A 26,968-nucleotide genomic window follows, 5' to 3' on the forward strand; every position below is an offset into this window, starting at 1 on the left:
CGCCTGTTTCAGGCAACACCGGATCGAGACAGGACCGTGTTCATGAACCGCTTCGTGCCATTCAGCTGGATCGGAGACTACGTTCGAGACCCGAGCACCGAAGGCAGATTGTTACTCGCGGCACTCGAACCGCTCCTCGCGTGGACGCCGATCGTCATCCCGCTTCTCGCCGTAGGGCTCGCCGGGCTCGTAGCGATTCGCTGCTGGTGGAGGCAGCGTTGTCACGCTGCGCTACTCGCTGACTCGCGGTGCGTCACCGTGCTCGCGCCACCCACCGTCGATCCCGCCGGCGGTGTCCTGCTGTGGTCCAACCTCGTCGGTCTGCTGCGGCCGGGCTGGCGGCGGTGGTTTGCCGGACAGCCGCACCTTGCCTGGGAGTACCGGTTCTCTGAGCACGGCGTCAACCTGCGGCTGTGGGTCCCCGGCGTGATACCGCCGGGTCTCGTCGAGCGGGCGGTCGAAGCCGCTTGGCCCGGCGCCCACACCCGCGCGGTCGTGGCCGACCCGCCGTTGCCGGAGCCGAAGGCTGGTCTGCGCGCCATCACCGTCGGCGGTCAGCTGCGGCTCGCGAGGCCGGAGGCGTTGCCGATCCGGACCGGGTTCGACGCCGACCCGATCCGCGGCTTGCTCGGCGCGCCGGTCGGGCTCGGACGCCGCGAGTGTGCAGGTCCTTGCCCGGCCAGTGACCGGCCGCCGGGTGGGCCGGGCTCGGCGTGCCGCCCGGCGGGTGCACGCCGGCACCTCCGCCCGTCTCGGCGGCCGCGTGCTCGACCTCCTCACGCCGGGCGCGTCGGCAACTCGTGCCGGCCGGACACGTGACACCCGGCGAATCAGCCAGGATCCGCAGCTGTCGCTGGAGTATTCCGCGCAGAACCGGGCGATCGTCGGCAAGCAGCGCGGCTCGCAGTACGAGGTCGTCGTCCGGTACGCCGTCACCACCCACCTTCCGGCCGACGCCACCGAGGCCGAGGTCCGACGGACCCGGGACACCGCCCGTGGGCGCGCTCACGCGCTCGCCGCGAGCTTCGCCGCCTACACCGAGCACAACCACTTCCACCGAGTCCGACTTCACCACCCAGCTCGAATGCTCGGCATTCGCCGTCTCGACCGGGGCGACCTGATGTCCGTCCCGGAGCTGGCCGCGATCGCACACCTGCCGGTCGACGCCGAGATCCCCGGCATCGAGCGCGCCGGCGCGAAAGCCGTCGCCCCGCCACCGGGCATCGCCGTCCCCGGCCCCGAGGTCAAACCGCTCGGCGTCGCCGACACCGGCCACGCCCGCCCCATCGGGCTACGCGTGCCCGACGCCCGCCACCACCTGCACGTCCTCGGCGCCACCGGGTCCGGGAAGTCGACGCTGCTGGGCAACCTGATCCTCGACGACGCCGACGCCGGCCGCGGCGTCGTGCTCATCGACCCCAAGGGCGACCTCGTCACCGACGTCCTCTCCCGACTACCAGCCCAGGCCGCGGACCGGGTCGTGCTCTTCGACGCCGACTCCCGCCAACGCCCGCCCTGCCTCAACCCCCTCGAAGGCGGCGAGACCGACCGCGAGGTCGACAACCTCGTCTCCATTTTCCGCCGCGTCTACTCCGCGTTCTGGGGCCCGCGCACCGACGACCTCATGCGCGCCGCCTGCCTCACCCTCCGCGCCCAGGACGGCGTGCCCACCCTCGCCGACCTGCCCAAGCTGCTGACCAGCGAAGCCTTCCGAGCACGGATCACCGCGGGATTGTCCGACCCGGTGCTGGCCGGGTTCTGGGAGTGGTACGACGAGCTCACCGACTCCAGCCGCAGCCAGGTCATCTCCCCGCTGATGAACAAGCTCCGGGCCTTCCTGCTGCGCCCGTTCGTCAAAGACGCCATCGCCGGTGGCCGCTCCACGGTCGACCTGAACGAGGTGCTCAACGAGGGCGGGATCTGCCTGGTCCGGATCCCGAAAGGCTCGCTCGGGGACGAGACGACCCGGCTCGTCGGGTCCCTGGTCGTGGCCCGGACCTGGCAGGCCACCACCGGCCGCGCCCGCGTCCCCCAGCGCGAACGGCCGGACGCCTCTTTGGTCATCGACGAGTGCCACAACTTCCTCAACCTGCCCTACCCGATCGAGGACATGCTCGCCGAGGCCCGCGGCTTCCGGCTAGCGATGACGCTCGCGCATCAGCACCTCGGCCAGCTGCCCCGCGAGCTCAAGGAAGGCATCTCGACCAATGCCCGGTCGAAGATTTTCTTCAACGCTTCCCCCGAGGACGCCCGCGAACTCGCCCGCCACACCGCGCCGCGGCTGTCCGAACACGACCTCGCCCATCTCGGCGTCTACCACGTCGCCGCCCGGCTCGTCGCCCACGGCGCCGAGACCGAGCCGTTCACCATGACCACCACCCCGATGCGCCCTGCCGTTCCCGGCCGCGCCAAGGAGATCCGCGCTGCCCTCCGCAAAAGCGGGCCTTCGCCGTCGAGGCCCGCCGGCGCCACCGCTCCGCCGAGCCGGCCGACGCGAGATCGCAAGACCGACCCGCGTCGCGCCCGGCTCTGACGTCCAGTTCGGAGGTCCTCTTGATCACCATGACGACACGCCAGCACCAGCTGCGGCAGCATCTCCCCGGCCGGGTGGCCGCCCGTGCGGCCAGTTCCGTCGAGCACCAGGCGGCGCTCGCGGCCCGCCTCACCGCCCGAGACAAATGGCTGCTGGCCCTGCTCTTCGAGCACCGCGTCCTGACCTCGGCCCAGATCCAGGACGCCGCGTTCCCCTCCGGTCGCTCGACCCGTCAGCGTCTGCGCGAGCTGTATCTCTGGCGGGCGGTCAGCCGCTTCCAGCCATTCCGCCAGTTCGGCTCGGCGCCGATGCACTACGTCCTCGGGCCCGCCGGTGCCGCTGTGCTGGCCGCCGAGCACGGCTTGGAGGTCAAGGACCTTGGCTACCGGCACGACCGCGCGATGGCGATCGCCCACAACCAGCGTCTCGCCCACACCGTCGGCGTCGGTGACTTCTTCACTTCCCTGATCGCACGCAGCCGACGTCGTGACCCTGTTCGAGATGGTGAGGGGGTCACGGCCTGGTGGTCGGAGGCCCGCTGCGCCCGCCATTTCGGCGACCTCGTCATCCCCGACGCTTACGGCCGCTGGGCCGGCATCGGCGGCGAGCTGGAGTTCTTCCTCGAGTACGACACCGGCAGCGAGTCGCTGACCAAGCTCGCCCGCAAGCTGCTCGCCTACGCCCGGCTCGCCGACTCCACCGGCATCGCCACCCCGGTCCTCTTCTGGCTGCCGACCAGCCGCCGCGAAGCAGGCGCCCGCACCGCACTCGCCCGTATCCACGCCGACCTCGACCAGAGCGCCGACGTCCCCGTCGCCACGGCAGCCGCTGACCTCCTCGAGCCGAGCGCGGTGTGCCCGAGCCCTGCCGACGAGGTCTGGCTCCCGCTCAACGCGAGGTCATCGAACCGGGCTACTTCGCCGCGGCACGCGCTCAGCGAGCTGCCGCATGCCTGGCCGGCCCTCGCGCCGACAGCGTCCTCCGGCCTCGACGACGCGACCGGCCCGGCGTCCGGCCAAGCCGTCGCCTACCGGCTGCCGCCGCCGTCTCCGGTGCCGCCGGACGCCACACCGAGCCGCTCTCGCCGGCTCGAGGCCTGATCACGCGAGGAGTTCGTCATGGGATCGAAGATCGCGGTCGGCGTCGCCGCCGTGCTCGCGATGCTCCCGGTGCTGCTCGGCGCCGTGCCGCAAGCCGTCGTCACCTCGCTCACCGGCGCCGGAAGCACAACCTGCACACCCAGCGGCGCAACCTCCGGCGGCGTGCCCGGCTACGGGGTCGACCAGCTCGCCAACGCGGCGATCATCACCTCGGTCGGCAAGCAGCTGCAGGTCCCCGAGCCCGGGTGGGTCATCGCGATCGCCGTCGCCATCCAGGAATCCACGCTGCGCAACCTCGACCACGGCGACCGGGACAGCCTCGGCCTCTTCCAGCAACGCCCGTCCCAACGCTGGGGCACGCCCCAGCAGATCATGGACCCCACCTACGCGGCGACGCAGTTCTACCGGCATCTGCAGGCCGTCCCCGGGTGGCAGCAGATGAGCCTCAACGACGCCGCCCAGGCCGTCCAGCACTCCGGGACACCAGACGCCTACGGCCAGCACCAGTCGGACGCCGAAGCCATCGTGGCCGCGGTCGCGGGAGTGACCTGCGAGCACACCGGGGGCGGGGACTGCGGAACCATCACCGCGCCGACGTCCGCCGCGCTCACCGCCATCAACTACGCCTGCGGGCAACGCGGGCTGCCGTACGTCTGGGGCGGCAACGGCCCCGAGAACGGTGACACCGGCTTCGACTGCTCTGGCCTGACCCGAGCCTCCTACGGCGCTGCCGGCATCGCGTTGCCGCGGACCTCGCGCGAGCAGTACGCCGCCGGACCGCGCATGCCCGCCGGCGCGCCGCTTCTGCCCGGCGACCTCGTCTTCTACGCGACCGCTGGACGCGTGCGCCACGTCGGTCTGTACATCGGCGGCGGCAACATGATCGACGCCCCCGACTTCGGACAAGCCGTGAAGGTGGAGCCGTATCGCCACCCTGGTGACGACTACATCGGCGCAACCAGACCGACCAGGCAGCACTGAAACTGACACAGTCAAGCACTTCCGGGCGATACATGTGTCTTGTTTGGACAAACGCTTGACATGAAGCGGTGCACGGAGCGTCTATGGACATGTAGCCCGAACCACCGGACGCGCACCGGCGGGCGAACGCCCCGGCCGGGGCATGACCATCCACCGCTTCTCCCGAAACGGAGCTTGTCATGCCCGAAACCAAGAACACCTCAGCGACCGACGCCCAGCCGGAAACCGCGGAACCGAAGGTACGGCGCGCGCTGGAAGCCAATCCCGGCGCGACTACCGCGGCCCTGGCCAGCGCGGCCGGAGTCGGACGCTCCACGGCGTCGAAGCTCCTCTCCCGCTGGGCTGCCGAGGGACTGGTGACCCGGACCGCAGGCAAAGACCAGTCGGTCCCCGTCACCTGGACGCTGCGCGACGACGACCAGAACGACAAGGCCACCGAAGTTGCCACGACCGAAGAAGCGGCGGCCGACACGACAGATCAGCGTACGGAGGAACTGACCGCTGAAAACGACGCGCGAGAAGGCGATCCCTCGCCCGTGCCCGACTCCGACGTCGGCACCGCCTGCGCCCCGGCAACGTCAGAAGCCGCAACGGCGGACGCACCGAAGAAGGAACGGCTGCCCAAAGGCGCGCTCTACGACATGGTGCTGGGATTCCTGCAGGCGCATCCCGGCGAGGAATTCGGCCCCGCCAAGATCGGCGCGGAGCTCGTCCGGTCCAGCGGCGCAGTGAACAACGCCCTGGAGAAGCTCGTCACCAACGGCCTGGCAACAAAAACTTGCGAAGCGCCGAAGCGCTTCACTTCCAGCTGACCGCAGCACATTCGGCAGGGGCGGATCGCCATCGCGGCGATCCGCCCCTACTGGGTTCTGGAACCCGGCAATGAGGTCACTGTTTCGCCTTCTGGCTCACATCGGCCGGATGGGGAAAGACGCACTCGTTGTCGCAGTCGTGCTCGCCAGTGGTGGCGATGAACGGACAGTCGTCTCGGTGGGCCTTGGTGAAGGTGACGCTGCCGTCAGGGTGCTCGAGAATGTGCAGTGCGCCGCCGTGGCGGTACGCCCACACGACGTCGTCCGGGTCGATGCACTTCTCCCCGTCGAAGCCGTAAGTCGTGGCCAGCAGCGCGCTGATCGCGCCGTGGACATGGGGTGAAATGGTCTGTGTGGTCGGCGGGGCGGCGAGGATTTCGGCGGCCCTACTGAGAAGACGCTCGGTCAGCGGGCCGAGAGCGGTGGCAGCGTGGACGTCTGCGCTCGGTCGCGGCGTGTCGTGCCACCAGTTGCTGGAAGCATCGGCGGCGAGGCTTGTCCACGTCATCTGGTCGCTGAGCACCTCCGCGACAGCGAAGCTCTGGTTGAGGTAGTAGTCGCGCTCGACGCGCGCTCGGAGCGTGCGTCCGGCGAACTCGACGACGCGGGTGTGGTGGTAACTGGTGGTGGTAGCGCCGGTGGCTTCATCGCGTTCGGTCATCGAGGCATTCATCATGATCTCCTTCACTTCTAGTGTGGGCTTGCGCTGTTCCTTCGAAGTAACTTTCAGGTCGCCGTGGTCGAGGCGAAACCCAGCAGCCGAGCCAACTCCGGCGCGATCACGGCAGCGCGATCACAAGGGACGAAGAACGACATCTCCACGTACGGCGAACGGGTGTCCAGCTGGATGCGCGATTGCCCGTCGTCGAGTCGACACGAGGTGACGCTCGGCGGCCCGGACACGAGACGCACTGGCCCGCCGAATTCTTGCGCCAGGTCGAGCGCTGCCGCGCGTTCTTGCGCCAGTCGCTCATGGCGTCGGGCGTTGCGTGCCCGGATGCGGTCGGCCCAGTATCGGTAAGAGGGCAGCACATCCTCTTCGAGGCGGTCGGCCACTTCCTTGATCGGCGTGCGAGTCTCCACCACCAACGGACGGGGGCGATAATCCCTGGGCATGAACCAGCCCGGCGGGTACTTCAAACGAGGGTGGTGGACGTACCCGGCAGGCTCGATCCATCCGGTTGCGAATTCGTCCTCGTCAGACGGCAAGACGGGTTGGATGGTGTACGCCCACGGCCGTCGGTTCCTCACCGGATCAACGCGAAGGGCATCTCCTGCTGGGCCGATCAGCACCATGCGGCCGTACAAGCTGGTCATGTAGCCGTAGTTGCGTACATAGGTCACGAGGCCCCACGACCCATCCAGCTCGCATGTCAAATCGAGTACTGCGCCGATGATTCGCTCTTCGCGGGTAGCCATGTCGGTTCGCCTTCCGTAGTTGTTCGGGGGTATGGAGGTACAGAGGTGCAGTGCCCGACGCGCCTACCTGCGAGCGGTCGCGCGCAGTGCCGTGGTGGCGGCGTGGCCGATGGCGCGGGCGGCCGTGGTGGGGTCGGTCAGGACGTGGACGGTGGCCCCGTTGAGTGGGGTGTCGGTGTCGCTGGTGGTCAGCCACAGCACTGCGCACCCGGACGCGCGCAGCCGGTCGAGCTTCTTCTGACCGTCGCGGCGGGGGTCATGGCAGTACTTCCCGTCGGACACGATGACCACCAGCCGGGCCGCGCCGGGACGGGACAAACCGAGGGCGCCGTCGAGGGCGTCGAGCGCGCGGGGAATGTCCTCGTAGTCATCGTTGGAGCGGAACTCGGTGACCTCGGCGGGCGGCTTGCCCGGGTGAGTCAGCGGACGCACGTGGTTCCCGAAGATCACGCTCGCGGTGTCGGCGGGCACCCTGGTGTGCCGGGCGGCGTTGGCCAGGATCCAGGCCGCCGAGGCCACGTGAGCGCGCGCCCAGCCCATCGAGCCGGACACGTCGCACGCGATCCCGACCCGCAGCGGCGGCACGGTGACCGGTGTGCGGATGGTGCGAGTGAACGGCTCGGCGGTCACCACGGCCCCGGCCGCATGCTGGGCCTCGGCCGCACGCACTCCGCGCATCCGCAGCCGTCCCGGCGGCACCTGCGAGGTGGAGCGCACGGCGACCCGTTCCCGGGTTCCGGCGGTGTCCAGCGCCCGCGCGAGGACCCGCGCGGCCGCGCACTCCTCCGGTGTGGGCGGCCGGGTTGCCGTCGTCCTGGTGTTGCCGCTTCGGGAGCCGCCGGTCTTGAACACCTGCCGCGCCGCTGTCGCCGCTTCCTTCTCGGCGAAGTCTTCGCTTTCTTTCGCTGCGGCGGCCACGGTGGCCGGGTCTTCGGGTGCCTTCTCGGCGGCGACTTTCGTCGCGACCTCGCCCAGCACCGCGGCGATGGCATCCGCCAGCGGCGACGGGGATGCAGGCGCACCGGGACCGGGCGAGCTTCCCGACGGGTCCGAGGTGGTGGGCGAGGCCGGCGGCGAGGTCGAGTCCGAACTCGCGGGATCGGCGCCGAGGATCTCGCACCACTGCCGCCCGAGGTCGAGCATCTCCTCGCCCGCGTCGTCGGCAATCAGCAGCGCCTGCCGCCACACCGCCCGCAGCTTGCCGAGGACCTCCTTGCCGAGCACGCCCTCGACGACCCGGGCCACGGGGTAGACCTCGGCGTGGCTCAGTACGCCGCCGTCGGCCCGGCCCAGCAGGAGCGCGGCGGTGTGCGCGGCGTCGGCCGGAGTCATCTTCGGTGCCGTCGCGGGGTCGGCGTACAGGTGGAGGTCGGTGGCGACGATGCCCTTGACGCACGCCCGGAGCCAGTGCCGGTCGTCCGGGCGGCGGCGGATGTGCGCCGCTTCCATCCGGGGCTCTTCCAGCAGCATCGCAGCGGCGACCACGGCGGGCGGGGCGTCGTCCGGCGGTTCCCACGCGGTGTGTTTGGCGTGTCCGCACTCGTGGGTGAGAGCACCCCAGGCCGGGGCGTAGCGGGCGCGGTCGGACAGGTTGGCGGGATCCACGGTCACGGGGTCAACGCCGAGGTGGTCGCCGTCGACTTCGATCAGCGCGCGGTGCGGGTAGAAGCAGGCGGGTGCCCCGCCGCCCGCGCCGGGGGCGACGCTGACGACGAGGTCGTCGCGGTCAGCGATCACGGGGACCTCGTCGGCGAACGCGGCGGACAGGGTCAGCCATTCCGGGCGCGCGGGGAACACGGCGGCACCGGTGGCGGTCGGGTCGGCGGTGAAGTGGGCGCTCATGGCACGGGTCCTTTCGCGACGGTTCGCGGGGCGTGGCTGGCTCAGGGTTTGGTGGCGATGCGGGCACCGAGGGCGAGTGGGGCGACGGTCTTGCCGAAGACGTCGCGCACCACGGCGGCGACGGTGGCGCGATCCTCTTCCGGTGCGATCCCGACCAGGTTTCCGGCGGCGGCGTCGAGGTCCCACGCGTCGGCGAGCTTCTTGAACGCCAGCAGCTCGCGCAGCTGCGGGGCCCACCCGATCTCGCCTTTTTCCTGCCGGGTGGCGAGGTTGCGCGCCACCCGCACGGCCTTCTTGTCGACCCCGAGCTGTTCGGCGAGCGCGTAGTCGCTGGAGACCTGGATGTGCACGGAGAACCGAGAGGACAGCGCGTCGGTGAGGATGGCCCCGTGCACGCCGGGGTTGTGCCCGGCCACGACGTAGAACCCCGGCTCGGCCTTGACGACTTCGCCGCCGTTAGCCTTGACGATAATTTCGCGGCGGCCGTCCATCGCGGGGTAAACCACGGCGAGCACGGTCGGCGGGATCAGGGTCGCGTCGTCGATGAACAGCGGCACCCCGGCGCGCATCGCGCGAACCAGCGGACCGTGGACGAACACGAAATCGCCGTCGGGAGTTTTGGTGTAGTCGCCCACGAGGTCGGCGACCACGGTGTCGCCGTCGCCCTGAACCGTGAGGCAGTCGTTGAACGCCGCCTCCACCACCGAGGTCTTCCCGGTGCCGGGCGGGCCGTACAGCAGGGCGGCGACCCCGGCGTCGCGCAGCCGCTGCAGCGCGGTCACATCGGGCATGCCGGACAGGAGCCGGGGGTGGTAATCCGTGCCGTTCGGACGTTTCACCGGCCCGGTGACCTTGCGCGCCGGTCGCGTTGGGGTGCTTCCTGCTGTGGATGTGGCCGGTGTGGGCGCGGCCGCGGCGGGCGCTGTGCTGGCGCGTTTCGGCCGTCGCGGGCGGGGTGCAGGTGGCGAGCCTGGGGTGACGGCGGGCGCGGCAGCGGATGCCGTGGTCGCGGTCGCCCGATAGGTCACCGGCGCCACCGTGACGACTTCGGCTTGCCCCCGGTCCGTCAACGCGCGGCACGCGTTCCCGACCGCGCCCGATGACCGGTTCAGGGCGCTCGCGATGCTGCCCGGGGTGTGAGCGGTAGCGGGGTCGTCGGCGAGGACTTTGGCGACCATCGCACGAAGTTCGCCGTTGCGGAGCCGGGTCGCTGTCGCACCCGCCGGGGTGGTCGGTCCCGTGGCGGGCGGTGTGGGCGTGGTCATCGCGGTGTCCCTTTCAGACGTGGCGGGTGATTGGTAGTTGTCGCGGTCCACATCGGGCGATTCCAGGATTTGCTTTCCAATTCCGGTGACACATCAAAAGTAGCTCGACAACCGGCGCCGCACAATACTTTTCGCCACCCCATTCGGGTGACGAACTTCGGCCCACAAAAGAACCGCGGACAATTCTCCGAGACGTTTGCGCAGGTCAGCGAACGAGAAACGGCCAGCAGGAGCCGCAAGACAAGGAAGCAAATATGGGTTTCTTCTGCAATAAAATAAGGGTGGACAACAGCCAGGAATACGAGGTGAGATGACCGTCAGGCCTGATGGGCGGGAGAGTGCGCAGAGGAGCCGTGACCGACGATGCGGGCCCGATGTTCTTACCTGCTTGTCGTCAAGCGAGTCTGGGTTACTCGCGGATCCCCGCGTGGAGGGTTTGACCTGCACATATGCGCGCTCACCGAGGATCCGCCTTAGACGGCCCATGGAGCGCCAGGGCGATCGGTGGGTGCACGGGAACCCCCGGCGGCCGGCGGGCAGGCAAAGGTCCGCATCCCAACTGGACGGGCGTCCGTGAAACGGCATCGCAGGGCAGCGGCGCAGCGCCGTGCTCGTCCATATTCCGCGCAGTACGACGGCAATGGCTACGCCACCAATGACAGCAACTTCGAACGAGAACACCAGGAGGCTTTTTCTGCGCGACGTGATCAGTAGGTCGACACTAACATCCGTCGCGGCTGATCAACTATTTCTGCGCCGAGGTATTTTCACCGTACCGGGTATGCCTTTTGCTTTCCGGATCGGCTATGCCGACGTGGAGTCCTCGGAGGCGCTCGGCGAGCTCAATCGTCGCCGGAGTCGGTGTTTCGTCTATCTCGGCTAGGCGCGCTTCCAGCAGGCGAAGCGTTCTGGTTATCGCGTCGTGCCGGCCGAGGTTGTGTTCGAGTCGCATGATGTCCCGGTAGAGCAGCTCGTTGTGCGGGTCGAAGTCTCGCGCCGATTCGAGCAACTCCAGCGTGGACTCGGGATCGCTGTGAACCCGGTCGCGGGCGAGGGCGGCGACGGCGTCGAGGGCGTCGCGGCGTATTCCTTCCCGAAGCGCGGTGAGCCACTCGGCCTCGACGCCGGCCGCCAGCTCGCCGCCGTAGCTGGCGACGATCGCGGCGTTGGCTATCGCGCGCTGCCCGTCGTCGGTCGTGGTGCGGCGGCGAGCGACCGCGTCAGCGAAGGACCAGTAGTCGACCTCGACGACGGCCGGCTCGAGCCGATACCTGCCGTGCTGCGCGACCACGAGGTCGCCGATGTCCGGGGACGTGGCTTTGTGGAGGGCGCTGCGGAGGCGGGACAAGACGGTGCGCAGCACCGCGGCCGGGTCCTGTGCTGGGCGGCTGGCCCACACGGTGTCGATGATCGCGGCGCGCGGAACTCCGTGCGGGTGCAGGGCGAGGTAGAGCAGCAGCTCCCACAGCCGCGCTGACAGCCGGCCGGTGATTTCGACCTTGTGGTCGGGGCACGTGACGTCCGGTCGCCACGACAACGTCGGCTGCCCGAACACCGACAGCACCAGCGGCGTGGCCGCGTCGTGCTCGGTGTCGACGGTCAGTTCCGTGACCGGCTCTGCCTGCGCCTCTGCTTGACCAAGACACGGCGGGTCTGCGATCTCCAACCCGTGTGTGGGCTCGAGAGCAGGTTCGAGGTGCTCGTCCTGAGCGCCGTGTGCAGCGTCGAAGAGAGCGAACAGCTCGCGGGTCGCGGATTCGGCGAGGGAGAAGGCTCGCCGGCCGCGCAGCGCCTCACCCGGACCGGGTGACGTTGCGGTGATAGCGCCCGCGGCGTCCACATAGACCGTGACACCCGGATGCCACTGGCCGAGCAGCAGCACGGTTGTGCTCGCACCGTCGGCGAGGGCGTGCCGCAGCCGGGTGCGATCGGGTTCGCCCGCCGGCGCATCGGCCAGCAGGATTCGCCGCAGGTTCTCAGGCGGCTCCGGGCTGTCGAGGCGTGCGAGCGCGGCGGCGAGGTCGTCGACAGCGTGGACGCAGGCCGGTAGTTCGGCGCCTGGCTCCGGGAGGCCGAGCAGGCCACGCAGGTCCGCGGCGGGCGCGACGACCTCGGAGTGGCCGGTGGAGGTCACGGTCGTGAGCAGGAGCGCGCGGGCCGCGGCGTGGCTGCCGGGGCCGATGAGACCGAGGCCGTGCGTGGCTGCGAGGTCCAACGCCAGTTTCGCGGCCGCCTCGTCTGCGGCCTCACCCAGCTCGAGCCGCGTTTCCGGCTCGGGAAGGTCACCGGCCGCTTCTGCGTCGGCGACATCGAACTCGTCGAGTCCGGTTTGGGCGTGCTGGTGTGCCAGGTGTAGCTGGTAGACGATCGGGGCGACGGGCAGGTCGTCGCCGCGCCGGCCGCTACCGGGCCGATAGCCGGCACGGTGACGCCGTCGGGCGACCAGCAGCGCCGCGCTGATCGCGCCCGCCAGCCCGAGGCCGACGTAAACGCCGGGCTCCCACGACGAGCCGGGGTGCGAAGCAGCGGCGGGAGGTACCGCCGGGCTCGGCGGGGAGGCAGCTGCGGGCTTCGTTGGTGGCGGCTGGCGCTGCGGTTCGGGGGCAACGGGCCTGGGCGTCGGCGGTAGGCGGATCCGATCGCCCGGGTGGATCAGGCTGGGTGAAGTCAGAGGGCGGCCGCCGGATTGGGAGCTCTCGGCGTTCAGGCGCCAGATCTCCGGCCAGCGGTTGCCGTCACCGAGGCGGCGTTGCGCGATCCGGTACAGCGAATCGTGGACACCGTCGTGGGGCGGACGTACAAGCTCGATGTCCTCAGGGCGGCCATCGACGTTCGATGGCGTAGTGACCGACGAGCTCATACCGGTTTGCATCATGCTGCTTCCGCTGGAGGCGGCGAGGGCGGTGCGGCTGACGAACGACACGACAACAGCGGTGATGAGCACTGCCGCGACCCGGCGGAGTGGGCTGCCGTGCCAGGTCGAGTCCGGCCGGCCGGCGGTGAGGACGAGGTCGCGCGCGCACCGGGCGAGCTCAACGAGGAATGCAGCCCACAGCAGCCACGCACCGCACGCGAGCACGTCAAGCAGCAGACTTGTTGACAGCCGAGCCGTCAGCACCTCACCGAGCTCGGCCATGGTGGGCAGGTGATCTGGGAGAGGCCAGCCGACAAACCGCACCAGCGCCCACGGCAGCCCGGCACACAACCCGGCCAGCAGCGCGAGCGCCACACCAGCCTGCAGCAGCCGCCCTACGCCAAGCACGAGAGCACGACGAGGTCGCCACCGTCCGGTCTGCCGTTCTGTAGGCACAGCTCAGCGTCGCTCGCCCTGGCCAACCGAGGGCCGCACACCGGCTGGCGGCGACCCGGGTCGCCCTTCCGCCGGTGCAGGCGCCGGCGAAGTTCCAGACTGGATTTCCGGCTTCGTGCGGCGGCTACCGGGCGGCCGACCGCGCCGGGCGCGAGGCTTGCCGGCTGTCAACCAGCTGGTGAGGTCGGCAGCCGGAACGTCGGTGAACTCGGCCAGCTCGTCGGTACCGATCACGTCCGCGGCGGCCGCGATAACAGCCCCGAGACGGCGCTCGACGTCCGCCAGCTGCTCGACGAGTGTGGTACGACGATGCGCAAGCTCACCGACCTCGCGCGCCGCCGCAGTCCTCCTCGCGCTCTTCTCCGCGTCGACCTTCTCGACGCGCCTCTCGATCTCGTCGGTCGTGATCATCGTGTTCCTCCTTCGTTGGTCAGGGCTCCAGCTCGGTGACGCCGCGCTGGGGATGGGCCGCGCCGCTGCCGTGGGCGTCGATCGACGGGATGCCAATGAGCGACAGCAGCTGGGTGCGCTGGCTGATCGTCACGGTCACGGTCACGGCGTCGGCGGTGGCCGTCACGGTGCCGGTGGCGCCGACGCTGGCGAGGTATCGCCGGGCGAGATCGTCGGCTTCTTCAGGGACTAGCCGGACCGCGCCGGTGGCCCGGTAGGCGGCGAGATCGATCGCTTGCGCGCCGGCGCGGGCCGCGGACTCGGCCTGACCGGTGGCTCGGACCTTCGCCGCGAGAGCGAGGCCGCCGTCGAGCCCAAGGCCGGCCAAGACCAGGAGCCCGAGCATCAGCACGACGACGAACGCCGAAACCTGGCCGTCCTCGGCTCGCCACCAGGCAGCGCTGCGGGTGTCCATCACGCGCCTCCGGCAGTCGGCTGGGATCGGTAGGTATCGACGACCTCGCTGGCCTCGGCGCTGAGCGTCCGGCTGCCGGGGACGCCGAGGATCAGGGCCTGGCCGAAGTCGACGGTGCAGCGGACGCTGACGACGACCGTGCTGCCCGGGCTCGCCGAAGTCGTCGTGCTGACCGTCGCGTCGCCGCAGACCAGTCCGGCGTGGACCAGCGCGGAGGTGACGGTCGCTTGTGCCGCGGCGACGGCCGCAGCCGGAGTGCGTTGCAGGCTTGCGGCGCGCGCGGCCTGGTGTGCGGCGTCGTCGAGCCGCAGCCGGGCGTCGACGCCGCGGTGAACGACCACGGCGACGAACACCAGCAGCATCACCAGAACCGGCGCGAGCAGGACCGCCTCGACGGTCACCGACCCGCGCTCTGCGCGCAACCAGCCGAGGCTTCGGCGAGGCTGTGCCGCGGTCATGGAACCGGCTCCGCGGCAGGCAGTTCCCACGGGAACCGGCCGGCGCCGGTCAGGTCGCGGGCTGCGGTGACGTAAGCGAAGACGGCCTTCGGCAGCTCCTCGGCGACCTCGACCATCAGCCCGATCGAGGCGGCGTGCAGCTCGGCCTCGACGGCGCTTGTGCGCTCGACGAGCTCAGCGTGCCGAAGCTTGGCTTCCCACTCTCGGGTCAGCGTGACGCAGCCCTGGAGGTGGAACAGCAGCTCGCCGAGCAGACCGTCGAACTCGGCGATCGCCGTGGCGGTCGTGGCTGCGAGTTCGGCTTCGCTCGGCATCGCGACGAGCCGTGCGGCGTGTCGGCGAGCAGGCGCTGTCCCGATCAAGCGGGTCAACGCGTCCCACACCGCTTGGTGGGCTCGGCCGGGCAGACCGGGGTCGATCCAATCGCGTGTCGCCGTGGCGTGCAGCTCGCCGGTGAGGTCGATCAGGAGTCCGGCAGTGCGGTACGCCGCCGGGCCGAGGTGGAGGAAGTCCGCAGTTCGGAGGAAAAACTCACCGGGACACCGTTCCAGAAGGCAATGATGTCCATGTTGGTGATCGGTCGCGAGGAACGCCGCGGTGATGCCCGCGTCGCAAAGGCCGCCCAGCAGCAGCGCGATGGCGCAGACGACCGCCAGCGCACCGCCGAGGGTTTCCGCGGCGCCCGTACCCACTACCAACGCCAGGATCAGAAGCCCTGCCACCGAGCGAGTCGAGAAGAACCTCGTGAAGAAAGCACGCTTGACCAATCCGCGCCAACGTCTCGTTGTGAGAGCGGGGTTCCACAGCATGACGTCGTGCCCGTCAGCGAAGTCGCCGACGGTAACCGCATCGGGTTTTTCCAGCAGTGACATGGTTTCCCTCCCTCCGTTCAGGCGTCCGGAACGAATCTTTCGACTTCTCCTGCGGATTCAGCGTGCACGTGCAGGTGCATACCGGGCAGTACCGCAATGACCTCGCCCTGCACGCTGGCCGAAGCCGAGGTCGCGGTGCGCTCGACGTCTATCTGCGAGGACCGCAGCGGCCCCTGCGCAAGTTGGTCGAGCAGCTGCTGGCCGGCGGCGTGGCCTGCCGCGGCAGTGCCGTTCTGGACACGGGCCGCGGCGAGCGCTTCGGCGGCGGCAGCTTGAGCGACGTGGACCGCGTGCGACCAGAGGGCGAACTGGATGATCGCCAACAGCGCCAGCAGGAGCAGTGGTGTCGCGATCACCAACTCGGCGGTAACCGCGCCGCGCTCTCCCGACAGGGCGCGCCGAACGCGCCAAGCTGTCGCAACGACCGGATTCGCGGGCATGTCAGCCGCCGAGGCCGAGGTCGATGCTGTTGGCTTTCGCGGTCAGTTTGGCGGCGATGATCGCGATCAGGGCGATGGCCAGCACCGCCATGAGTGCGGTCACGATGACGGTCGTCGTGATCTCGCCACGGTCGTTGTCCTTGCGTAGCAGCAGGATGCGAGCAGTGGTGAGGTTCCAGAGTGTTCGGCAGTAAGTCAGCATGATGCGTCTCCTTTGGACTTTCAGAGGCCGTTGAGGACCTGGGTGACGGCCGGATAGGCGATGAATCCGAGAAAGCCGAGGAACAGCAGGGTGACCGGCAGCGCCATGCGTTCGGTTGCAGCTTGCGCGTCGGCCTCGGCGTCAGCGACCAAGTGGGTGCGCAGCGCCGCAGCTTTCGCGGCCAACGAGGTTCTGACTCTGGCGCCTTCGGTGCCGGCCAATGAAATGGACGCGGCGAGTTCGGCGAGTTCAGAGATGTCGAGTTCTTCCCCGAGCCGGCGCAGGGTCGCCCACGGTGCGGTGCGGGTCAACTGGGCGGCGTCGAGGGCGCGGCGCAGCTGGCCGAAGGCACCGCCGCGCCCGACGTCCGCGGCCGCCAGTACCGCCGCTTCGACGCCGGCGCCGCCGGCGAGGGTGATCCAGACGAGGTCCAGGAACGCCGACAGCGCGGCGCGGAACTCTGCACGTGCGCGTGCGGCCTTGGCGCGGACCTCGAGGTCGGGAGCGATGAATCCGGCCGCCGCGAGTACGAGCGCGAGGACCAGCGGCACCTCGAGGCTGAGGGGCGCGCCGACGAGGGCGAGCAGGCCTTGCAGCAGCAGCGGCGACAGCAGACCGATGCAGGCCAGCAGCGCCTTCACGGCGAGCTGGGTATCAGTGTCGCGACCCACGACGCGCAGATCCCGAGCCTGCCGGTCGCCCGGCAACCCAAGGGCACGCAACCCGGGTATGAATGGCCTGGCCGCGGCGACGGCCCAGGGCACGTCGGTGACCGTGGAGATCGGGGTGGTGGCTTTGGGCTCGGCTAAGCGGCTTCCCAGCGTGGCCTCGGGTGGGATCGCCCAGGTCAGCATCAGCCAGAGACCAAGACCGGCTCCGAGGCCGAAGAGCATTGCGGCGATCATGCGTGCTCACCACCCCGAGACGCCGCCGCGGCGGCCGGTTCCGGCTCGGTCGGGTCATCCAGGGACAGCACCCGGGCCGCGGGGCGGCCGGCGGCGATCCGGGTCAGCCACGCGAACCCGCTGCTGAAGAGGCCGCCGATGACGAGCAGGACGGCCTGGCCGAGCAGGCTGTCGTAGGCGGTGAGGTAGTCGCGGTTGAGCACGACGACGCCGACGGCGAAGGCGATCGTGGTGGCGACGACAACCCGCACCGACGTTCGGGTGCGGGCGCGGCTGGTTTCCACACGCATCCGCATCGCCGCCTGCGCCCGCGCGCTCTCCGCCAGCGAGCCGAGCAGGTCGCCGAGCTGGCGAGCTTGGTGTTCGGCTGCCAGGACCAGCGATGCGATGACCAGATCTGCGGTCGGGTCGGCCAGGTCCTCGGCCAGACGCCGCAAGGCCGGGGCGAGCCGATGGCCGCTGCGTAACCTGGCCGCGAGCCTGCTGACGTCCTCGCGGACCGCCACAGGTGCGAGCGGTGCGGTCGCGAGGATCGCCTGCTCGAGTCCGGCCGCGGCGGAGAGGGTGTCGCGCAGCATCTCCGTCCATGACGCCACGGCTTCGATCCGCGCCACCCGGCGGACGTGCGCGCGATCGGGCCCGACCAACGCGGGCAAGAACCACGCCGCGGCCGAGGCAAGCGCTCCCCCAGCGAGCCAGCCGGTCGCCGCGCCAGCCAGCAGGCCGAGGCCGAGCGCCATGCCCAGCCGGAGCGCGGAGCTTCGACCAGCTCGCCATGGCGCTCGCCGCGAGGCCCTCGGATGGACAGGCAGCTGCGGCCGCTCGAAGCCCACGATGACGAGCAGCACGCCCGCGGCGGTACCCAGCCCGGTGACACAGCCGATGAGGGTGCTGGTCACCTCGCCCACCACCCCTCGGGCGCCGTCAGCAGGTCCGGGTCAAAGCCCGCGTCGACGAGGTCGTCGAGCGTGTCCACGCGCAGCGCGCCGGCGACCGGGCGAGCCCGCAGGTCGGAGCCGGGACGGTAAACCTCGTTGGAGACGATGGTTCCGCCGTCGGCGTCGACGACCTCGCGGATCGAGGACACGACCCGGGTCGTGCGGTCGCCGGCCTTCGCCAGGTGCACGACGAAGTGCACGCTCGATGCCACCAGCAGCGCGGTCGCCTCCAGCGACAACCGCTCGACGCCTTGCGCGGCGTAGGACGCCAGCCGAGTGAAGGCGATCTTCGAGCTGCTCGCGTGCAGCGTCGCCATCGAGCCGTCGTTGCCCTGGGACATCGCGTTGCACATCGGGATGACTTCGGGCCCGCGGATCTCGCCGACGATCACGCGGTCCGGGGACATCCGCAGGCCCCAGCGGACCAGCTCGGCTTGGCTGATCGCCCCGGCGCCTTCCACGTTGGCCTGGCGGGCTTGCAGCGCGGTCACGTCGGCGTGCAGCCGCGGGTCGAGCCCGAGGCCAAGTTCGAAGGCATCCTCGATGGTGACGATCCGCTCCAGCGGGTCCATCTCGGCCGCCATCGCCCGCAGCAACGTGGTCTTGCCGAAACCGGCGCCGCCTGTAATCAGGACGTTCTTGCGGGCACGCACCAGCGCGCGCAGGAAGCGTTCGAGGCCGGCGTCGAGGGTGCCGCGGCGGCGCAGCTGGGCGAGGCTGGTGGTGAGGTAGCCGTGGCGGCGGATCGAGCACGCCGTGACCCCGCCGGCGGTGAGCCCGAGCACCGCGAACAGGCGCTCGCCGCCGGGCAGCTGGAGGTTGAGGGCGGGCGAGCCGCGGTCGAAGCGGCGTTCCTCCGAGGACGCCCGCGCGGCGAGGGTGCGGACGAGGTCGGTCAGCTCGTCGTTCGACACGGCGACCGGCGCGACCTGAGCGCGGGTGCCGTCGGCGTACTGGACGAAGACGCGGTTGAAGCTGTTGACGTTGATCGTCTCGATCGCGGGGTCGTCCAGCAGCGACTGCAAACCGCCCAACCCGAAGACCTCATCCAGGACGGCCTCGACGACGTGCGCCTCGGCATCCGGAGATAGCAGGACCCGGCCCGCCTGCAGCTCGGCCTCGCTGTGGGCGGCGCCTGCGCCGCGAAGAAGCTCGCGGGCCACCTCGCGACGCTGCGCCGCGGTTGTCGACGTGGCGGCGTCTGCGCGGGTCGGCAGGTCGTCGGCGAGCGTGCGCCGGAGGAACTGCCGCAAACGCGCTTCGGGGCTGGAGACTGTGTGGTGGTCGGGTCGGCGGTGTTCGTCGAGGACGGTCATGATCGGACGTCCTTTCCCGGAGCACTGGTTTGGGGTCGGCTGATGTGCGGGGCTGGTGGCAGAACACGGACTCCGGACGCCGCCGTGGGTTGGGCAGGGACACCTGGCACCTGCTGGACGAGGTCCGGGATCGGCGCGCGTGGGGACTCAGCGAGCAGGGCCTGGGCGACGTCGTTCGCGACCTGGATGAGCCCGCCCGTTCGCCGTCGACCGGAGGCTGGTCGCCCGGTGTAGCGCGCGGCCCCGCTCGGGTCGTGGGGAATCCTCGCCATGACCGGGACGCCCAGCTCGCGCTCGACGGAGTGAGTCGGGTGGCCGTGGCCGGTGAGCACCAGGCACGCCCGGGCCGCTGTGTGGCCCAGTTCGTGAACGCGCGTGGCGAGGTGGGCGAGCTCGTCGCTGTAGGTGCCGGAGATCAGCAGCAGAACGTCCGCGTGACGGATCACCGCTTCGGCGGGCGAACCCGGGTCCAGGCGCCCGCAGTCAGCGAACATCGCCTCCGTCGGCCGGCGCGCGGCGCCGTAGAGCGGTGAGGACGGCGAGGTCAGGGTGCTCAGCGCGGCTCTCGCCTGCTGGCCTCCCGGCGGCCCGGGCATGACATGCAGGCCGCCGGGAAGCGGCTGGATGTGGCTCCAGACGACGTCGGGATCCACCGGCTGGCGCGCCACCGCCGCGAGGCTGAGCAGCCCGGGTGATGCGACCAGGCCGAACCGCTGCGCGAGGTCACCGCCAGCGGGATCGCATTCGACGACCACGCGACGGACGCCTGCAGACCAGTTTGTGGCGAGGGCGAGGGCAAATGTGGTGACGCCCGGCGAGCCCTTGACGCTGGCGAGAGCGATCAACATCAACGCTCACCACCCGCGAGCATGACCAGCGACACCTGGCCGGCCGGCACCCTGGCCAGCGCAAGCGCGGCGTCGCCCACCAGCTGGAGCGAGATCACCGTGGTCTGATCGGACTCCGCCCTGACCAGTGCGGTCACGGTGGCCGGCCACGTCTGCCCGCTCTCCGGCAGGGATGACGAACCGGGCGACGACGGCGTCGTGACCACGACGAGGGTGGGTGACCCAGCCGCGACCTCGAGCGGGAACTGCCCTGGCTTCAGCGCGACCGCCACGATCGCGTGCCCGGCGCCGGGGACCGCGGCCGGGCCGACGCTGCCTGGGGTGAGCAGCGCCCCCGGGCCGAGGCTCGTCGCCATCGGCCGGCCGAGCACGGCGGTCGCCCGCTCCGCCGGCACGGTGACGATCGTGTCGGCGACCGCGAGTTCGACCTCGCGAACGTCTGCCCGCTCGAGGATGTGCCCGACGCTCAGCGGCCGGGCGACTGCCAGCACCGAAACCCGGCCCTGCGCGCTGGTGGTCCACCACAGTGCGCCGCCGACGCACGCGAGCACGAGCAGGACGCCGACGAGCAGGTGCGGCAGGCGACGTCGTGTCCGCCGCCCAGCCGGCACCGCGGTCAGTCGGCCCTTCTTCCCTAGCCACGACACGGGGTCGGCTTCGGTTCCCCTGTCGTGGTCACCGGTACGGATGCTAGTCACGAGATGCCTCCCAGGCATGGTTCGACCGCGCCGTGCACCTCGTGGCAGCTGGCGCACAGCTCGAAGCGGAGTTATGGATGTGCGAACCGGCTGTCGACCGCCGATTCGGTCGCTTAGCGGGGTGCGGTGCCGAGCGCCTGGATTTCGGCGACCCGGAACGCTGCCGACGCTGAAGTGGTCAAGTCGGGGAACGTGCCGCTAGCCCCTGCTCCGGACCACGTCACCGTCCAGTGGACCGTCGCCCTGATCGGGAACTGCTGGGCTGGCGCTGTCGCCGATGACCGCCGGTAGGTGTGACCGCAATCAGGGGACGCTGCCGAGGCGTCACCGCCGGGTGTGAACGGCGTTCCCGGGCCGGAGCAGTTTACGGTGTCGCCGTCGCCCGTCGACCAGGAGACGGACTTCGGTGCCGCCACCGCCGTCACCGATACACCAGGTACGGCGGCCGTCGCCTGTTGCGTTCCCCAGCTGCCGCGGTCGAGCCAAAGCCAGGTCGGCAGGCTCACCAGTTTGTCGCCGGCCGGGCTGGCCTCGATATGCGGAGACGGCAAGCGCAGCTGAGTTCGAGCCTGCTCGGCCAGCTCCTGCGGAGAGGGCAAGGTTGCTCCAGCAGGAGTCGCCCCGTCGGGGAGCCAGATCGGCGCTCGGTAGAGGCCATCTCGGAAACCGGCGCTGGAACACCGGTAGACGTACCATGCCCCACCCTGCTGCGCGACGAGGTTGCTCGCGCGTGGAAGCGGCGCGGACGCGAGAACGACCAGCGGCACAGCTCTGCGGAACGCCACCGTCTGGACGCCGTTCGCCGGAGGCTGGAAGGTGCTCCCGACGTACGAGCAGTTCGCCGCGGGCGAGTTACCGCCGACGATCCGGTCACCGGGCGACGGAGTGGCCTTTCCACCGCCGCCTTTCCGGCTCGGCTCGTCCGGCACCCGGTCGACGCCGCCCGGCGTCTTTCCGGTCTTTCCGGCTCCGAGTTCGCAGTAGGGCGACGACTCCTGGGCGCAGTCGACAGAACCCCAGCCACCCGCCGACGCACTGACCGCCGAACTCAGCAGTAGGACGGCAATCACTCCGCCGACGGCCGGAGCACGCGTCAGCATGTCCCCACGTCCTGGATCGCGAAGTCGACGACCTTCCAGGAGCCATCCACGGCCTTCTTGACTTTCGCCTCGATGTGGCGACGTCCGCTCGGCCCGTCGTCGGCCTGCTGGCCGGTATCGGCGCGGTACTTGAGCCATTGGCTGTCGTCGCCGCAGTCGACGACATTGACCGTGGTCGGCGCAGCCGCGGGCTCGACGGATTCGACCGTCGGATGGTTGACCGGTTTTCCTTTTGTGACGAGTCCGTTGTAGTGGTCGGCGTAGAGGCCGCGGGAGATCCTCGACAGGGCGTCGGCCGTCGCGTTCGACGCGAGCTTCGGCGATCGCCAGTCCGAGGTCACGGCGGCGTCGGCCATGTCGCTCCACATGCCGAGGTACGCCGCGACCGCGCGCTCCTTCGCTTCGTCCACCGGCTGCGGCAGCACGCTCCTCGTCGCCGTGGCAGTCGAGGACACCGGCGGCTCGCCGGGCCTGGTGGAACTGCAGGCCCCGAGCAGCAGGACCAAAGAGACACCGACAGCACCGTGACGCAGATTCATGACTTCCCCTCCCGTTGGAATGATCAGCTGACCGTCCCGCGCTGAAGACCACCTCCGTGGAAGTTCACTCGTTGGTAGGACAAGCAATGCGCTCGTCCCAGGAGCTGGCCAGCATTGCTTTGTGGGGAGAGGAAGCAACGACAGTCCGGCGGTACGGCTGTGAACGGCTGGCCGGCCATCATCGGCGCGGTGACAGGATTCGGCCTCGGTGCCGCCGGAAGCCTGATCACCAAGCGGCTCTCCGACCGACCGGCACGAATCGCTTCGTCGTGGTGGTTTGGCGCGCTCGTCACCGCACCGGTACTCGCGGTCCTCGTCTGGCGCGTCGGCACCCGGGGCGAGTTGCCGATCTACGTTTTCGTTCTGGCACTCGGAATTCCGTTGTCGATCATCGACTGGCTCGAACATCGGCTACCTCGAATCGTCGTCGTGCCCCAGCTGGCGGGCACCGCGCTCGGTCTCGCGTTCCTGTGCGCGGCGCGTTCTGATCCGGCTCCCGGGCTCCGTGCCCTGTGGGCGCTGCTCGCGGCAGCGGGCTTCTACCTGCTGCTCGCGGTTCTGGTCGAAGGCGGTGTCGGTTCCGGAGACGTCGGCCTCGCGGCCGTCGTCGGCCTGGTGACCGGGTGGTCCGGCTGGACCGAGGTGGCCGGTGCGGTCGTCTTGGCGTCGCTCATCGCGCCGGCGCTCCTGCTCGTACCTCACCTCCGGGCGAACCGGACCGTTCCGTTCGGGCCGTGTCTCGTCGCGGCGATGGCGGTGACGCTCGTGGTCGCTTCCTGATTTCGCCGACGCGGCGGGCGTTAGCAGAGGGGGCACGAACGCCCGCCGCGTCGACTGGCCGAGGACCGAGAGCCGTCCTCAAGTTACGCCGGGCCTTCGAAGCCCGGATAGCACCCGACGCCGCCGTTCCACCACGCACCTGTGACCCTCCACCGGATCACCGGTTGGAGGTCGGTCGTGCCGGGCCCGACGCAGTAGCGGTAGATGTTGCCCCAGACGTCTTCGACGTCCAGGTCGACCCGCGAGCCGGTGCCGCCGTCGCAATGCCGGTACTCGCCCCAGCCGAGGTAACCACAGCTCTCACGAAGCTGGACCTCGGTCGTTGCGCCGGCCGGAGACGCGGCTGCGACGCATATGGTCAGCGCTGCGAACGGGACGCACATGGCTCGGACGGCTTTGGCGCGCAAGGACCACGAACTCATCGTTCCTCCAGGGATTCAAGGAGAGCCAACGTGATTCGTTTCGCTCTGATAAATCCACTGTGGACCTGGAGTCGTGTCGATGGAACTGCTCCATCAACCCAGCGTTGTGCTCATTCAGTGCCGAATTTGTACCGATCGAGTCAAGACGCCAACCGTTGCCAACAAGGACGCTTCAATGCGGAGGGGTGACACCTTGTCGGCCCAACGCGGTCTCTGCCGTGCAAGTAAGTTCGCCCGGCTGAACCTGTGCCCACGATGGACGCCAAACCAGCGTCGAGCCGCCGATCCGCGACCCCAGAAGGCAGTCGATGCCGCCGGTGGATCGGTCGCCCGCCCGATACGCGACTCCGATATCGTTACCGTGCACAGCAACGTCTTGCATGGGAGGCCGTCCGGGGGTTTGCGTCTCAGGGTCGAGCGGCACAGACGGCATCGAGCGCGACAGCGCACCTGATACCCCTTGGTCGGTCACGGATGCCGGCAGGCCGGTCAAGACCGATTGCAACGCCTGATCGAAGCCTTCAGGCACTTCCCAAACCGGGATCGGCGGCGGATTCAGCGGTGCCGCGTTGGCGGGGCAATCCGTTCGACGTGGCGCCTCGACGAGGCCACGGAAGTTGAAGCCCACCTTGTAACAGGCCGTCACCGGATCCTGAGGGAAGAACTCGTCCTGCGTTCCGGGGTGGAACACGCGGAAAACGAGATGCGCTGTCACCGCGTCCAGATCGTCGGAGGAGCTGTCGCGCATCTCGACCACGGCGAAGGCTTCCGAACTGCCGTGCGCGGCCTCGATGGCCTTCCGTGCGTAGTTCGCCGCCGAGGTCTGCGGCGGTGAGTCGATCGCGTCGGCGATTCGCTGCGCGGTCTCGTCCGTCTGCGAATCTCCAGGTGCGCACGCGGCCAATCCCGCCACGCACACCACGGCAAGAACCCCCACCCTCGCACGCCTCACAAGGATCGAGATTACGCCGATCCCGGGGGTTGTGGGCGGGTCTCAGACGGTAGCCGACGTCCTCTGTAGCCAGCCAGCGCTCGTGGCCTCCATGGAGGCTAGCCGAGCACGGACCTCCGATGCCCGCCCGTCACGGATGGCCTCGAGGACTTCCAGGCTCCGGAGGTACGCCTCTCGCGCCTGCTCGACCTCGCCGAGTTCGCGGAGAACATCGGCGCGCGAGGTCAGCGTCTCGGCGGCGCCCCAGCGTTGCCAGCTCCGGCCGCGCACGGCCAGCGCGTCGTCGAAGTGCTTCAGCGCCATCCGGTGGTGGCCATGCCGAGCGAGCAGGGTGCCGATCCGTTGATGGGCCATGCCGAGAACGGCTTTCGACGTGAACATCTGCGCGCGGTTCAGCGCGTCGAGGGCGTACCCCATCGCCCTGTCCGGCTCGCCTGCCAAATCGCAGACCTCGGCCAAGGCAGCCCGGTTCACCGCGACTCCGATCTTGACGCCCGAAGCTGCGAACAGGCGGTCCGCGAGTTCGTGCAGTTGCCGCGCGTCTGCGACCCGGCCGGAGGCGGTGTACGCCAGTCCGAGCCCGTACGCGGTCCAGGCTCGGGATCGATCGTCACCGAGCTGTTCATGCCGGTGAAGTGCCTCTTCGAGGTGAGCGATGCCGTCGTCGCTACGACCCAGCTCGTGTTCGACCCAGCCGAGAGCTTCCAGGCTCCGGGCGACGCCGGCGTCGCTGCCGGCCGCCCGTGCCGCGGCAAGTCCGTCATGGGCGGCGACCAGCCAGGCGTTCCAGTTGCGGGTGAGCACGAAGTACGGGAGGAACGCGGTGGGCAGAAGCCACAAGACGTCCTTGGCCCCGTAGGTCCGGGAGTTTCGCGCCACCTGCAGTGCGGTCGCGACCTCTTGTTCGCACCAGGCCATGGCCGCGTCGAAGCCGGCAGCCCGAAACGACATCGGTTCGATCTCGGTGACGTTCTGCGGAGTGATGCCGCTGTCCGCCCAGCTGGGGATGAGCGTGTTGTTCGCCTCCCAGGCCGTCGCGGCGTACCAGCGCAGTGCGCGGTCATGAGCGCGCTCGACCTTGGCAAGCGGTTCTTCGACCAAAGCACGCTGGTGGGCGTACGCCCGCAGCAGCGAGCTGAGCCGGTAGCGGCAGTCGGGCAGCTGCTCCAGCAGATGCGCTTCGGCGAGCTGGCGAAGTGCGCCACGAGTGCGCTCGACGTCCAGATCGGCCAGCACCGCGGCGGACTCGACCGTGACGTTGTTTGCCGGGCCGACGCCGAGGTAGCGGAACACCCGCCGCACCATCGGTGGCAAGGCCAGGTACGAGACGTCGACGACGCCGTGGATGTTCACCGCCGGGTCGCTGGACGTAAACAGGTCAAGGCGCGTCTTTTCGGAGTCGAGACGCTCAGCCAGGCCGGTCAGCGACGTGTCACGGTGGCGCTGGAGGTGCTCGGCCGCGATGAGAACCGTCATCGGCAAGCAGCCGCAGCGGTCGACCACGAGCTCGGCGGCCGTCGCATCTGCTCGCACGCGTGCCTCTCCGACACGATGGCCGAGCAGGCTGATCGCTTCCTCGGGCGCGAGCGGCGGGAGGTCGATGACCGTACCGCCGGTGCGCGCCACCAGGCCGGACTGGCGTTCACGGCTGGTCACCAGCACGACGCTGCCCGCGCCGGGGAGCAGCCATTCCGCCTGCCCGTAGTCGGCCACGTTGTCGAGGATCACGATCGCGGGCCGGTCGGCAAGCAGCGACCGATAGCGCGCGATCCTGGCCTGCAGGGTGGCGGTACCGAGTTCAGCGGAGTTGACGCCGAGAGCCAGGAGGAATCCGTCCAGGACTTCGGCTGGGTCGGCCGGTGCGCCGGGCGCGAGGCCCCGAAGGTCCGCGAACAGGCATCCGCCGGGAAAGCGGGCCTGCACACGGCCCGCCCAATGCACGGCGAGGGCGGTCTTGCCGGTCCAGAACCCGCCTTCGATCACGATGGTGACCGTCGCACCTGGGCGCCCCTGCATCACCAGCGCGTGGTCCATCGCCTGCAGCTGCTCGTCGCGGCCGACGAGTTCGGCTGCGGCCGGCGGCAGCTGGAGGGGGCGCACGACCGGACGCGCGTCGCCACGCTGCTCGGCAGCGATCTTGTCCAGCTCACCATCGGCCGCCAGCGCCGTATCGAGGTCGTGGACGACGGCTTGCAGCAGCGGACGCTGGCCGTGAAGCAGCTTCGAGAGGTAGCTCGCGCTGTACCCCGCCTTCGCAGCTACCTCGCCGAGGGAAAGCCCGCACTGCCTCCTCTGGCGATGCACCGCTGCCGCGAAGCTGTCGATCTTCCTCATGGCGCCTCCCCGCGCAACAGACGCACCGGTTGGGCGT

25 protein-coding genes and 1 pseudogene are annotated in these 26,968 nt (G+C 69.9%); 5 read left to right on the forward strand and 21 right to left on the reverse strand.

The window, feature by feature from the left end; genetic code table 11:
* The first annotated feature begins 42 nt into the window (after positions 1-42).
* The 4 genes and pseudogenes from EIY87_RS21870 to EIY87_RS21885 all read left to right on the forward strand — a co-directional run bounded on the left by EIY87_RS21870 (position 43) and on the right by EIY87_RS21885 (position 5,426).
* Positions 43-2,533 (forward strand): annotated as a pseudogene (locus EIY87_RS21870) (type IV secretory system conjugative DNA transfer family protein).
* A gap of 20 nt (positions 2,534-2,553) precedes the next feature.
* A complete protein-coding gene (locus EIY87_RS21875; RefSeq protein ID WP_125311146.1) occupies positions 2,554-3,633 on the forward strand; it encodes a replication-relaxation family protein in 1,080 nt (359 codons plus the stop codon).
* Positions 3,634-3,651: 18 nt separating this feature from the next.
* Positions 3,652-4,614 (forward strand): C40 family peptidase, encoded by a 963-nt coding sequence (locus EIY87_RS21880; protein ID WP_125311148.1) that lies wholly within the window; start codon positions 3,652-3,654, stop codon positions 4,612-4,614.
* A 179-nt stretch (positions 4,615-4,793) separates the two neighbouring features.
* Positions 4,794-5,426: a MarR family transcriptional regulator gene (locus tag EIY87_RS21885; RefSeq protein ID WP_125311150.1), complete on the forward strand. Its 633-nt coding sequence runs from the start codon at positions 4,794-4,796 to the stop codon at positions 5,424-5,426.
* A gap of 76 nt (positions 5,427-5,502) precedes the next feature.
* Here the strand turns inward: EIY87_RS21885 and EIY87_RS21890 are convergent, their stop codons facing one another.
* The 18 genes from EIY87_RS21890 to EIY87_RS21975 form a co-directional block, all read right to left on the reverse strand.
* Positions 5,503-6,114: a hypothetical protein gene (locus EIY87_RS21890; RefSeq protein ID WP_225439975.1), complete on the reverse strand. Its 612-nt coding sequence runs from the start codon at positions 6,112-6,114 to the stop codon at positions 5,503-5,505.
* A gap of 38 nt (positions 6,115-6,152) precedes the next feature.
* A complete protein-coding gene (locus tag EIY87_RS21895) occupies positions 6,153-6,845 on the reverse strand; it encodes a hypothetical protein (RefSeq protein WP_125311152.1) in 693 nt (230 codons plus the stop codon).
* Positions 6,846-6,908: 63 nt separating this feature from the next.
* Positions 6,909-8,687, reverse strand: a complete 1,779-nt coding sequence (locus tag EIY87_RS21900) for a VWA domain-containing protein (RefSeq protein ID WP_125311154.1) — start codon at positions 8,685-8,687, stop codon at positions 6,909-6,911.
* 41 nt (positions 8,688-8,728) lie between these two features.
* Positions 8,729-9,526 carry an AAA family ATPase gene (locus EIY87_RS21905; RefSeq protein ID WP_318531896.1) on the reverse strand — a complete coding sequence of 266 codons (798 nt, stop codon included), beginning with the start codon at positions 9,524-9,526 and terminating at the stop codon, positions 8,729-8,731.
* Positions 9,527-10,697: 1,171 nt separating this feature from the next.
* The gene (locus EIY87_RS21910; RefSeq protein ID WP_225439976.1) at positions 10,698-13,181 is read right to left on the reverse strand and encodes a BTAD domain-containing putative transcriptional regulator; all 2,484 of its coding nucleotides are present in this window, start codon (positions 13,179-13,181) and stop codon (positions 10,698-10,700) included.
* An 84-nt stretch (positions 13,182-13,265) separates the two neighbouring features.
* On the reverse strand, positions 13,266-13,673 hold the full coding sequence (locus EIY87_RS21915) for a hypothetical protein (protein WP_125311160.1): 408 nt from the start codon (positions 13,671-13,673) through the stop codon (positions 13,266-13,268).
* Between the two features lie 19 nt (positions 13,674-13,692).
* Positions 13,693-14,127: a pilus assembly protein TadG-related protein gene (locus EIY87_RS21920; RefSeq protein ID WP_125311162.1), complete on the reverse strand. Its 435-nt coding sequence runs from the start codon at positions 14,125-14,127 to the stop codon at positions 13,693-13,695.
* Complete coding sequence (locus EIY87_RS21925) at positions 14,127-14,585, reverse strand: TadE/TadG family type IV pilus assembly protein (protein WP_125311164.1); 459 nt, start codon at positions 14,583-14,585, stop codon at positions 14,127-14,129. The genes EIY87_RS21920 and EIY87_RS21925 overlap by 1 nt, the downstream gene beginning before the upstream one ends.
* Positions 14,582-15,457: a hypothetical protein gene (locus EIY87_RS21930; protein ID WP_125311166.1), complete on the reverse strand. Its 876-nt coding sequence runs from the start codon at positions 15,455-15,457 to the stop codon at positions 14,582-14,584. The genes EIY87_RS21925 and EIY87_RS21930 overlap by 4 nt, the downstream gene beginning before the upstream one ends.
* Before the next feature lie 17 nt (positions 15,458-15,474).
* The gene (locus EIY87_RS21935) at positions 15,475-15,897 is read right to left on the reverse strand and encodes a TadE/TadG family type IV pilus assembly protein (protein WP_125311168.1); all 423 of its coding nucleotides are present in this window, start codon (positions 15,895-15,897) and stop codon (positions 15,475-15,477) included.
* Between the two features lies 1 nt (position 15,898).
* Entirely contained in the window at positions 15,899-16,099 is a 201-nt protein-coding gene (locus tag EIY87_RS21940; protein ID WP_125311170.1) for a hypothetical protein, read from the reverse strand.
* Positions 16,100-16,119: 20 nt separating this feature from the next.
* Positions 16,120-17,004, reverse strand: coding sequence for a type II secretion system F family protein (locus tag EIY87_RS21945; RefSeq protein WP_125311172.1), 885 nt, complete (start codon positions 17,002-17,004; stop codon positions 16,120-16,122).
* Positions 17,001-17,912, reverse strand: coding sequence for a type II secretion system F family protein (locus tag EIY87_RS21950; RefSeq protein WP_125311174.1), 912 nt, complete (start codon positions 17,910-17,912; stop codon positions 17,001-17,003). Before EIY87_RS21950 ends, EIY87_RS21945 begins: the two co-directional genes overlap by 4 nt.
* A complete protein-coding gene (locus tag EIY87_RS21955; protein WP_125311176.1) occupies positions 17,900-19,258 on the reverse strand; it encodes a CpaF family protein in 1,359 nt (452 codons plus the stop codon). Before EIY87_RS21955 ends, EIY87_RS21950 begins: the two co-directional genes overlap by 13 nt.
* Positions 19,255-20,106 (reverse strand): carbon monoxide dehydrogenase maturation protein, encoded by an 852-nt coding sequence (locus EIY87_RS21960; protein WP_125311178.1) that lies wholly within the window; start codon positions 20,104-20,106, stop codon positions 19,255-19,257. Before EIY87_RS21960 ends, EIY87_RS21955 begins: the two co-directional genes overlap by 4 nt.
* Positions 20,106-20,804: an SAF domain-containing protein gene (locus tag EIY87_RS21965; protein ID WP_225439977.1), complete on the reverse strand. Its 699-nt coding sequence runs from the start codon at positions 20,802-20,804 to the stop codon at positions 20,106-20,108. The genes EIY87_RS21960 and EIY87_RS21965 overlap by 1 nt, the downstream gene beginning before the upstream one ends.
* A 113-nt stretch (positions 20,805-20,917) precedes the next feature.
* Positions 20,918-21,904 (reverse strand): hypothetical protein, encoded by a 987-nt coding sequence (locus EIY87_RS21970; RefSeq protein WP_225439978.1) that lies wholly within the window; start codon positions 21,902-21,904, stop codon positions 20,918-20,920.
* Positions 21,898-22,443 (reverse strand): hypothetical protein, encoded by a 546-nt coding sequence (locus EIY87_RS21975; RefSeq protein WP_125311180.1) that lies wholly within the window; start codon positions 22,441-22,443, stop codon positions 21,898-21,900. Before EIY87_RS21975 ends, EIY87_RS21970 begins: the two co-directional genes overlap by 7 nt.
* A 159-nt stretch (positions 22,444-22,602) precedes the next feature.
* Between EIY87_RS21975 and EIY87_RS21980 the strand changes: the two genes are divergently transcribed.
* A complete protein-coding gene (locus tag EIY87_RS21980) occupies positions 22,603-23,223 on the forward strand; it encodes a prepilin peptidase (RefSeq protein WP_125311182.1) in 621 nt (206 codons plus the stop codon).
* A gap of 83 nt (positions 23,224-23,306) precedes the next feature.
* Here EIY87_RS21980 and EIY87_RS21985 read toward each other — a convergent pair whose 3' ends face one another.
* From EIY87_RS21985 to EIY87_RS21995, 3 genes are all read right to left on the reverse strand, one after another.
* Complete coding sequence (locus tag EIY87_RS21985) at positions 23,307-23,645, reverse strand: DUF6355 family natural product biosynthesis protein (RefSeq protein WP_125311184.1); 339 nt, start codon at positions 23,643-23,645, stop codon at positions 23,307-23,309.
* Positions 23,646-23,817: 172 nt separating this feature from the next.
* On the reverse strand, positions 23,818-24,558 hold the full coding sequence (locus EIY87_RS21990; protein ID WP_225439979.1) for a hypothetical protein: 741 nt from the start codon (positions 24,556-24,558) through the stop codon (positions 23,818-23,820).
* Between the two features lie 81 nt (positions 24,559-24,639).
* The gene (locus EIY87_RS21995) at positions 24,640-26,931 is read right to left on the reverse strand and encodes a tetratricopeptide repeat protein (protein WP_125311188.1); all 2,292 of its coding nucleotides are present in this window, start codon (positions 26,929-26,931) and stop codon (positions 24,640-24,642) included.
* Positions 26,932-26,968 lie beyond the last annotated feature (37 nt).

The sequence above is a fragment of the Amycolatopsis eburnea genome, from assembly GCF_003937945.1.
GTDB classification, from domain to species: Bacteria; Actinomycetota; Actinomycetes; order Mycobacteriales; family Pseudonocardiaceae; genus Amycolatopsis; species Amycolatopsis eburnea.

Excerpts from the sequence above, each read along its gene's own strand:
- EIY87_RS21880 (WP_125311148.1), top strand. The coding sequence starts at position 3,652 with ATGGGATCGAAGATCGCGGTCGGCGTCGCCGCCGTGCTCGCGATGCTC.
- EIY87_RS21885 (WP_125311150.1), top strand. The coding sequence starts at position 4,794 with ATGCCCGAAACCAAGAACACCTCAGCGACCGACGCCCAGCCGGAAACC.
- EIY87_RS21895 (WP_125311152.1), bottom strand. The coding sequence starts at position 6,845 with ATGGCTACCCGCGAAGAGCGAATCATCGGCGCAGTACTCGATTTGACA.
- EIY87_RS21900 (WP_125311154.1), bottom strand. The coding sequence starts at position 8,687 with ATGAGCGCCCACTTCACCGCCGACCCGACCGCCACCGGTGCCGCCGTG.
- EIY87_RS21915 (WP_125311160.1), bottom strand. The coding sequence starts at position 13,673 with ATGATCACGACCGACGAGATCGAGAGGCGCGTCGAGAAGGTCGACGCG.
- EIY87_RS21920 (WP_125311162.1), bottom strand. The coding sequence starts at position 14,127 with ATGGACACCCGCAGCGCTGCCTGGTGGCGAGCCGAGGACGGCCAGGTT.
- EIY87_RS21925 (WP_125311164.1), bottom strand. The coding sequence starts at position 14,585 with ATGACCGCGGCACAGCCTCGCCGAAGCCTCGGCTGGTTGCGCGCAGAG.
- EIY87_RS21930 (WP_125311166.1), bottom strand. The coding sequence starts at position 15,457 with ATGTCACTGCTGGAAAAACCCGATGCGGTTACCGTCGGCGACTTCGCT.
- EIY87_RS21935 (WP_125311168.1), bottom strand. The coding sequence starts at position 15,897 with ATGCCCGCGAATCCGGTCGTTGCGACAGCTTGGCGCGTTCGGCGCGCC.
- EIY87_RS21940 (WP_125311170.1), bottom strand. The coding sequence starts at position 16,099 with ATGCTGACTTACTGCCGAACACTCTGGAACCTCACCACTGCTCGCATC.
- EIY87_RS21945 (WP_125311172.1), bottom strand. The coding sequence starts at position 17,004 with ATGATCGCCGCAATGCTCTTCGGCCTCGGAGCCGGTCTTGGTCTCTGG.
- EIY87_RS21955 (WP_125311176.1), bottom strand. The coding sequence starts at position 19,258 with ATGACCGTCCTCGACGAACACCGCCGACCCGACCACCACACAGTCTCC.
- EIY87_RS21960 (WP_125311178.1), bottom strand. The coding sequence starts at position 20,106 with ATGTTGATCGCTCTCGCCAGCGTCAAGGGCTCGCCGGGCGTCACCACA.
- EIY87_RS21970 (WP_225439978.1), bottom strand. The coding sequence starts at position 21,904 with ATGCTGACGCGTGCTCCGGCCGTCGGCGGAGTGATTGCCGTCCTACTG.
- EIY87_RS21975 (WP_125311180.1), bottom strand. The coding sequence starts at position 22,443 with ATGAATCTGCGTCACGGTGCTGTCGGTGTCTCTTTGGTCCTGCTGCTC.
- EIY87_RS21985 (WP_125311184.1), bottom strand. The coding sequence starts at position 23,645 with ATGAGTTCGTGGTCCTTGCGCGCCAAAGCCGTCCGAGCCATGTGCGTC.
- EIY87_RS21995 (WP_125311188.1), bottom strand. The coding sequence starts at position 26,931 with ATGAGGAAGATCGACAGCTTCGCGGCAGCGGTGCATCGCCAGAGGAGG.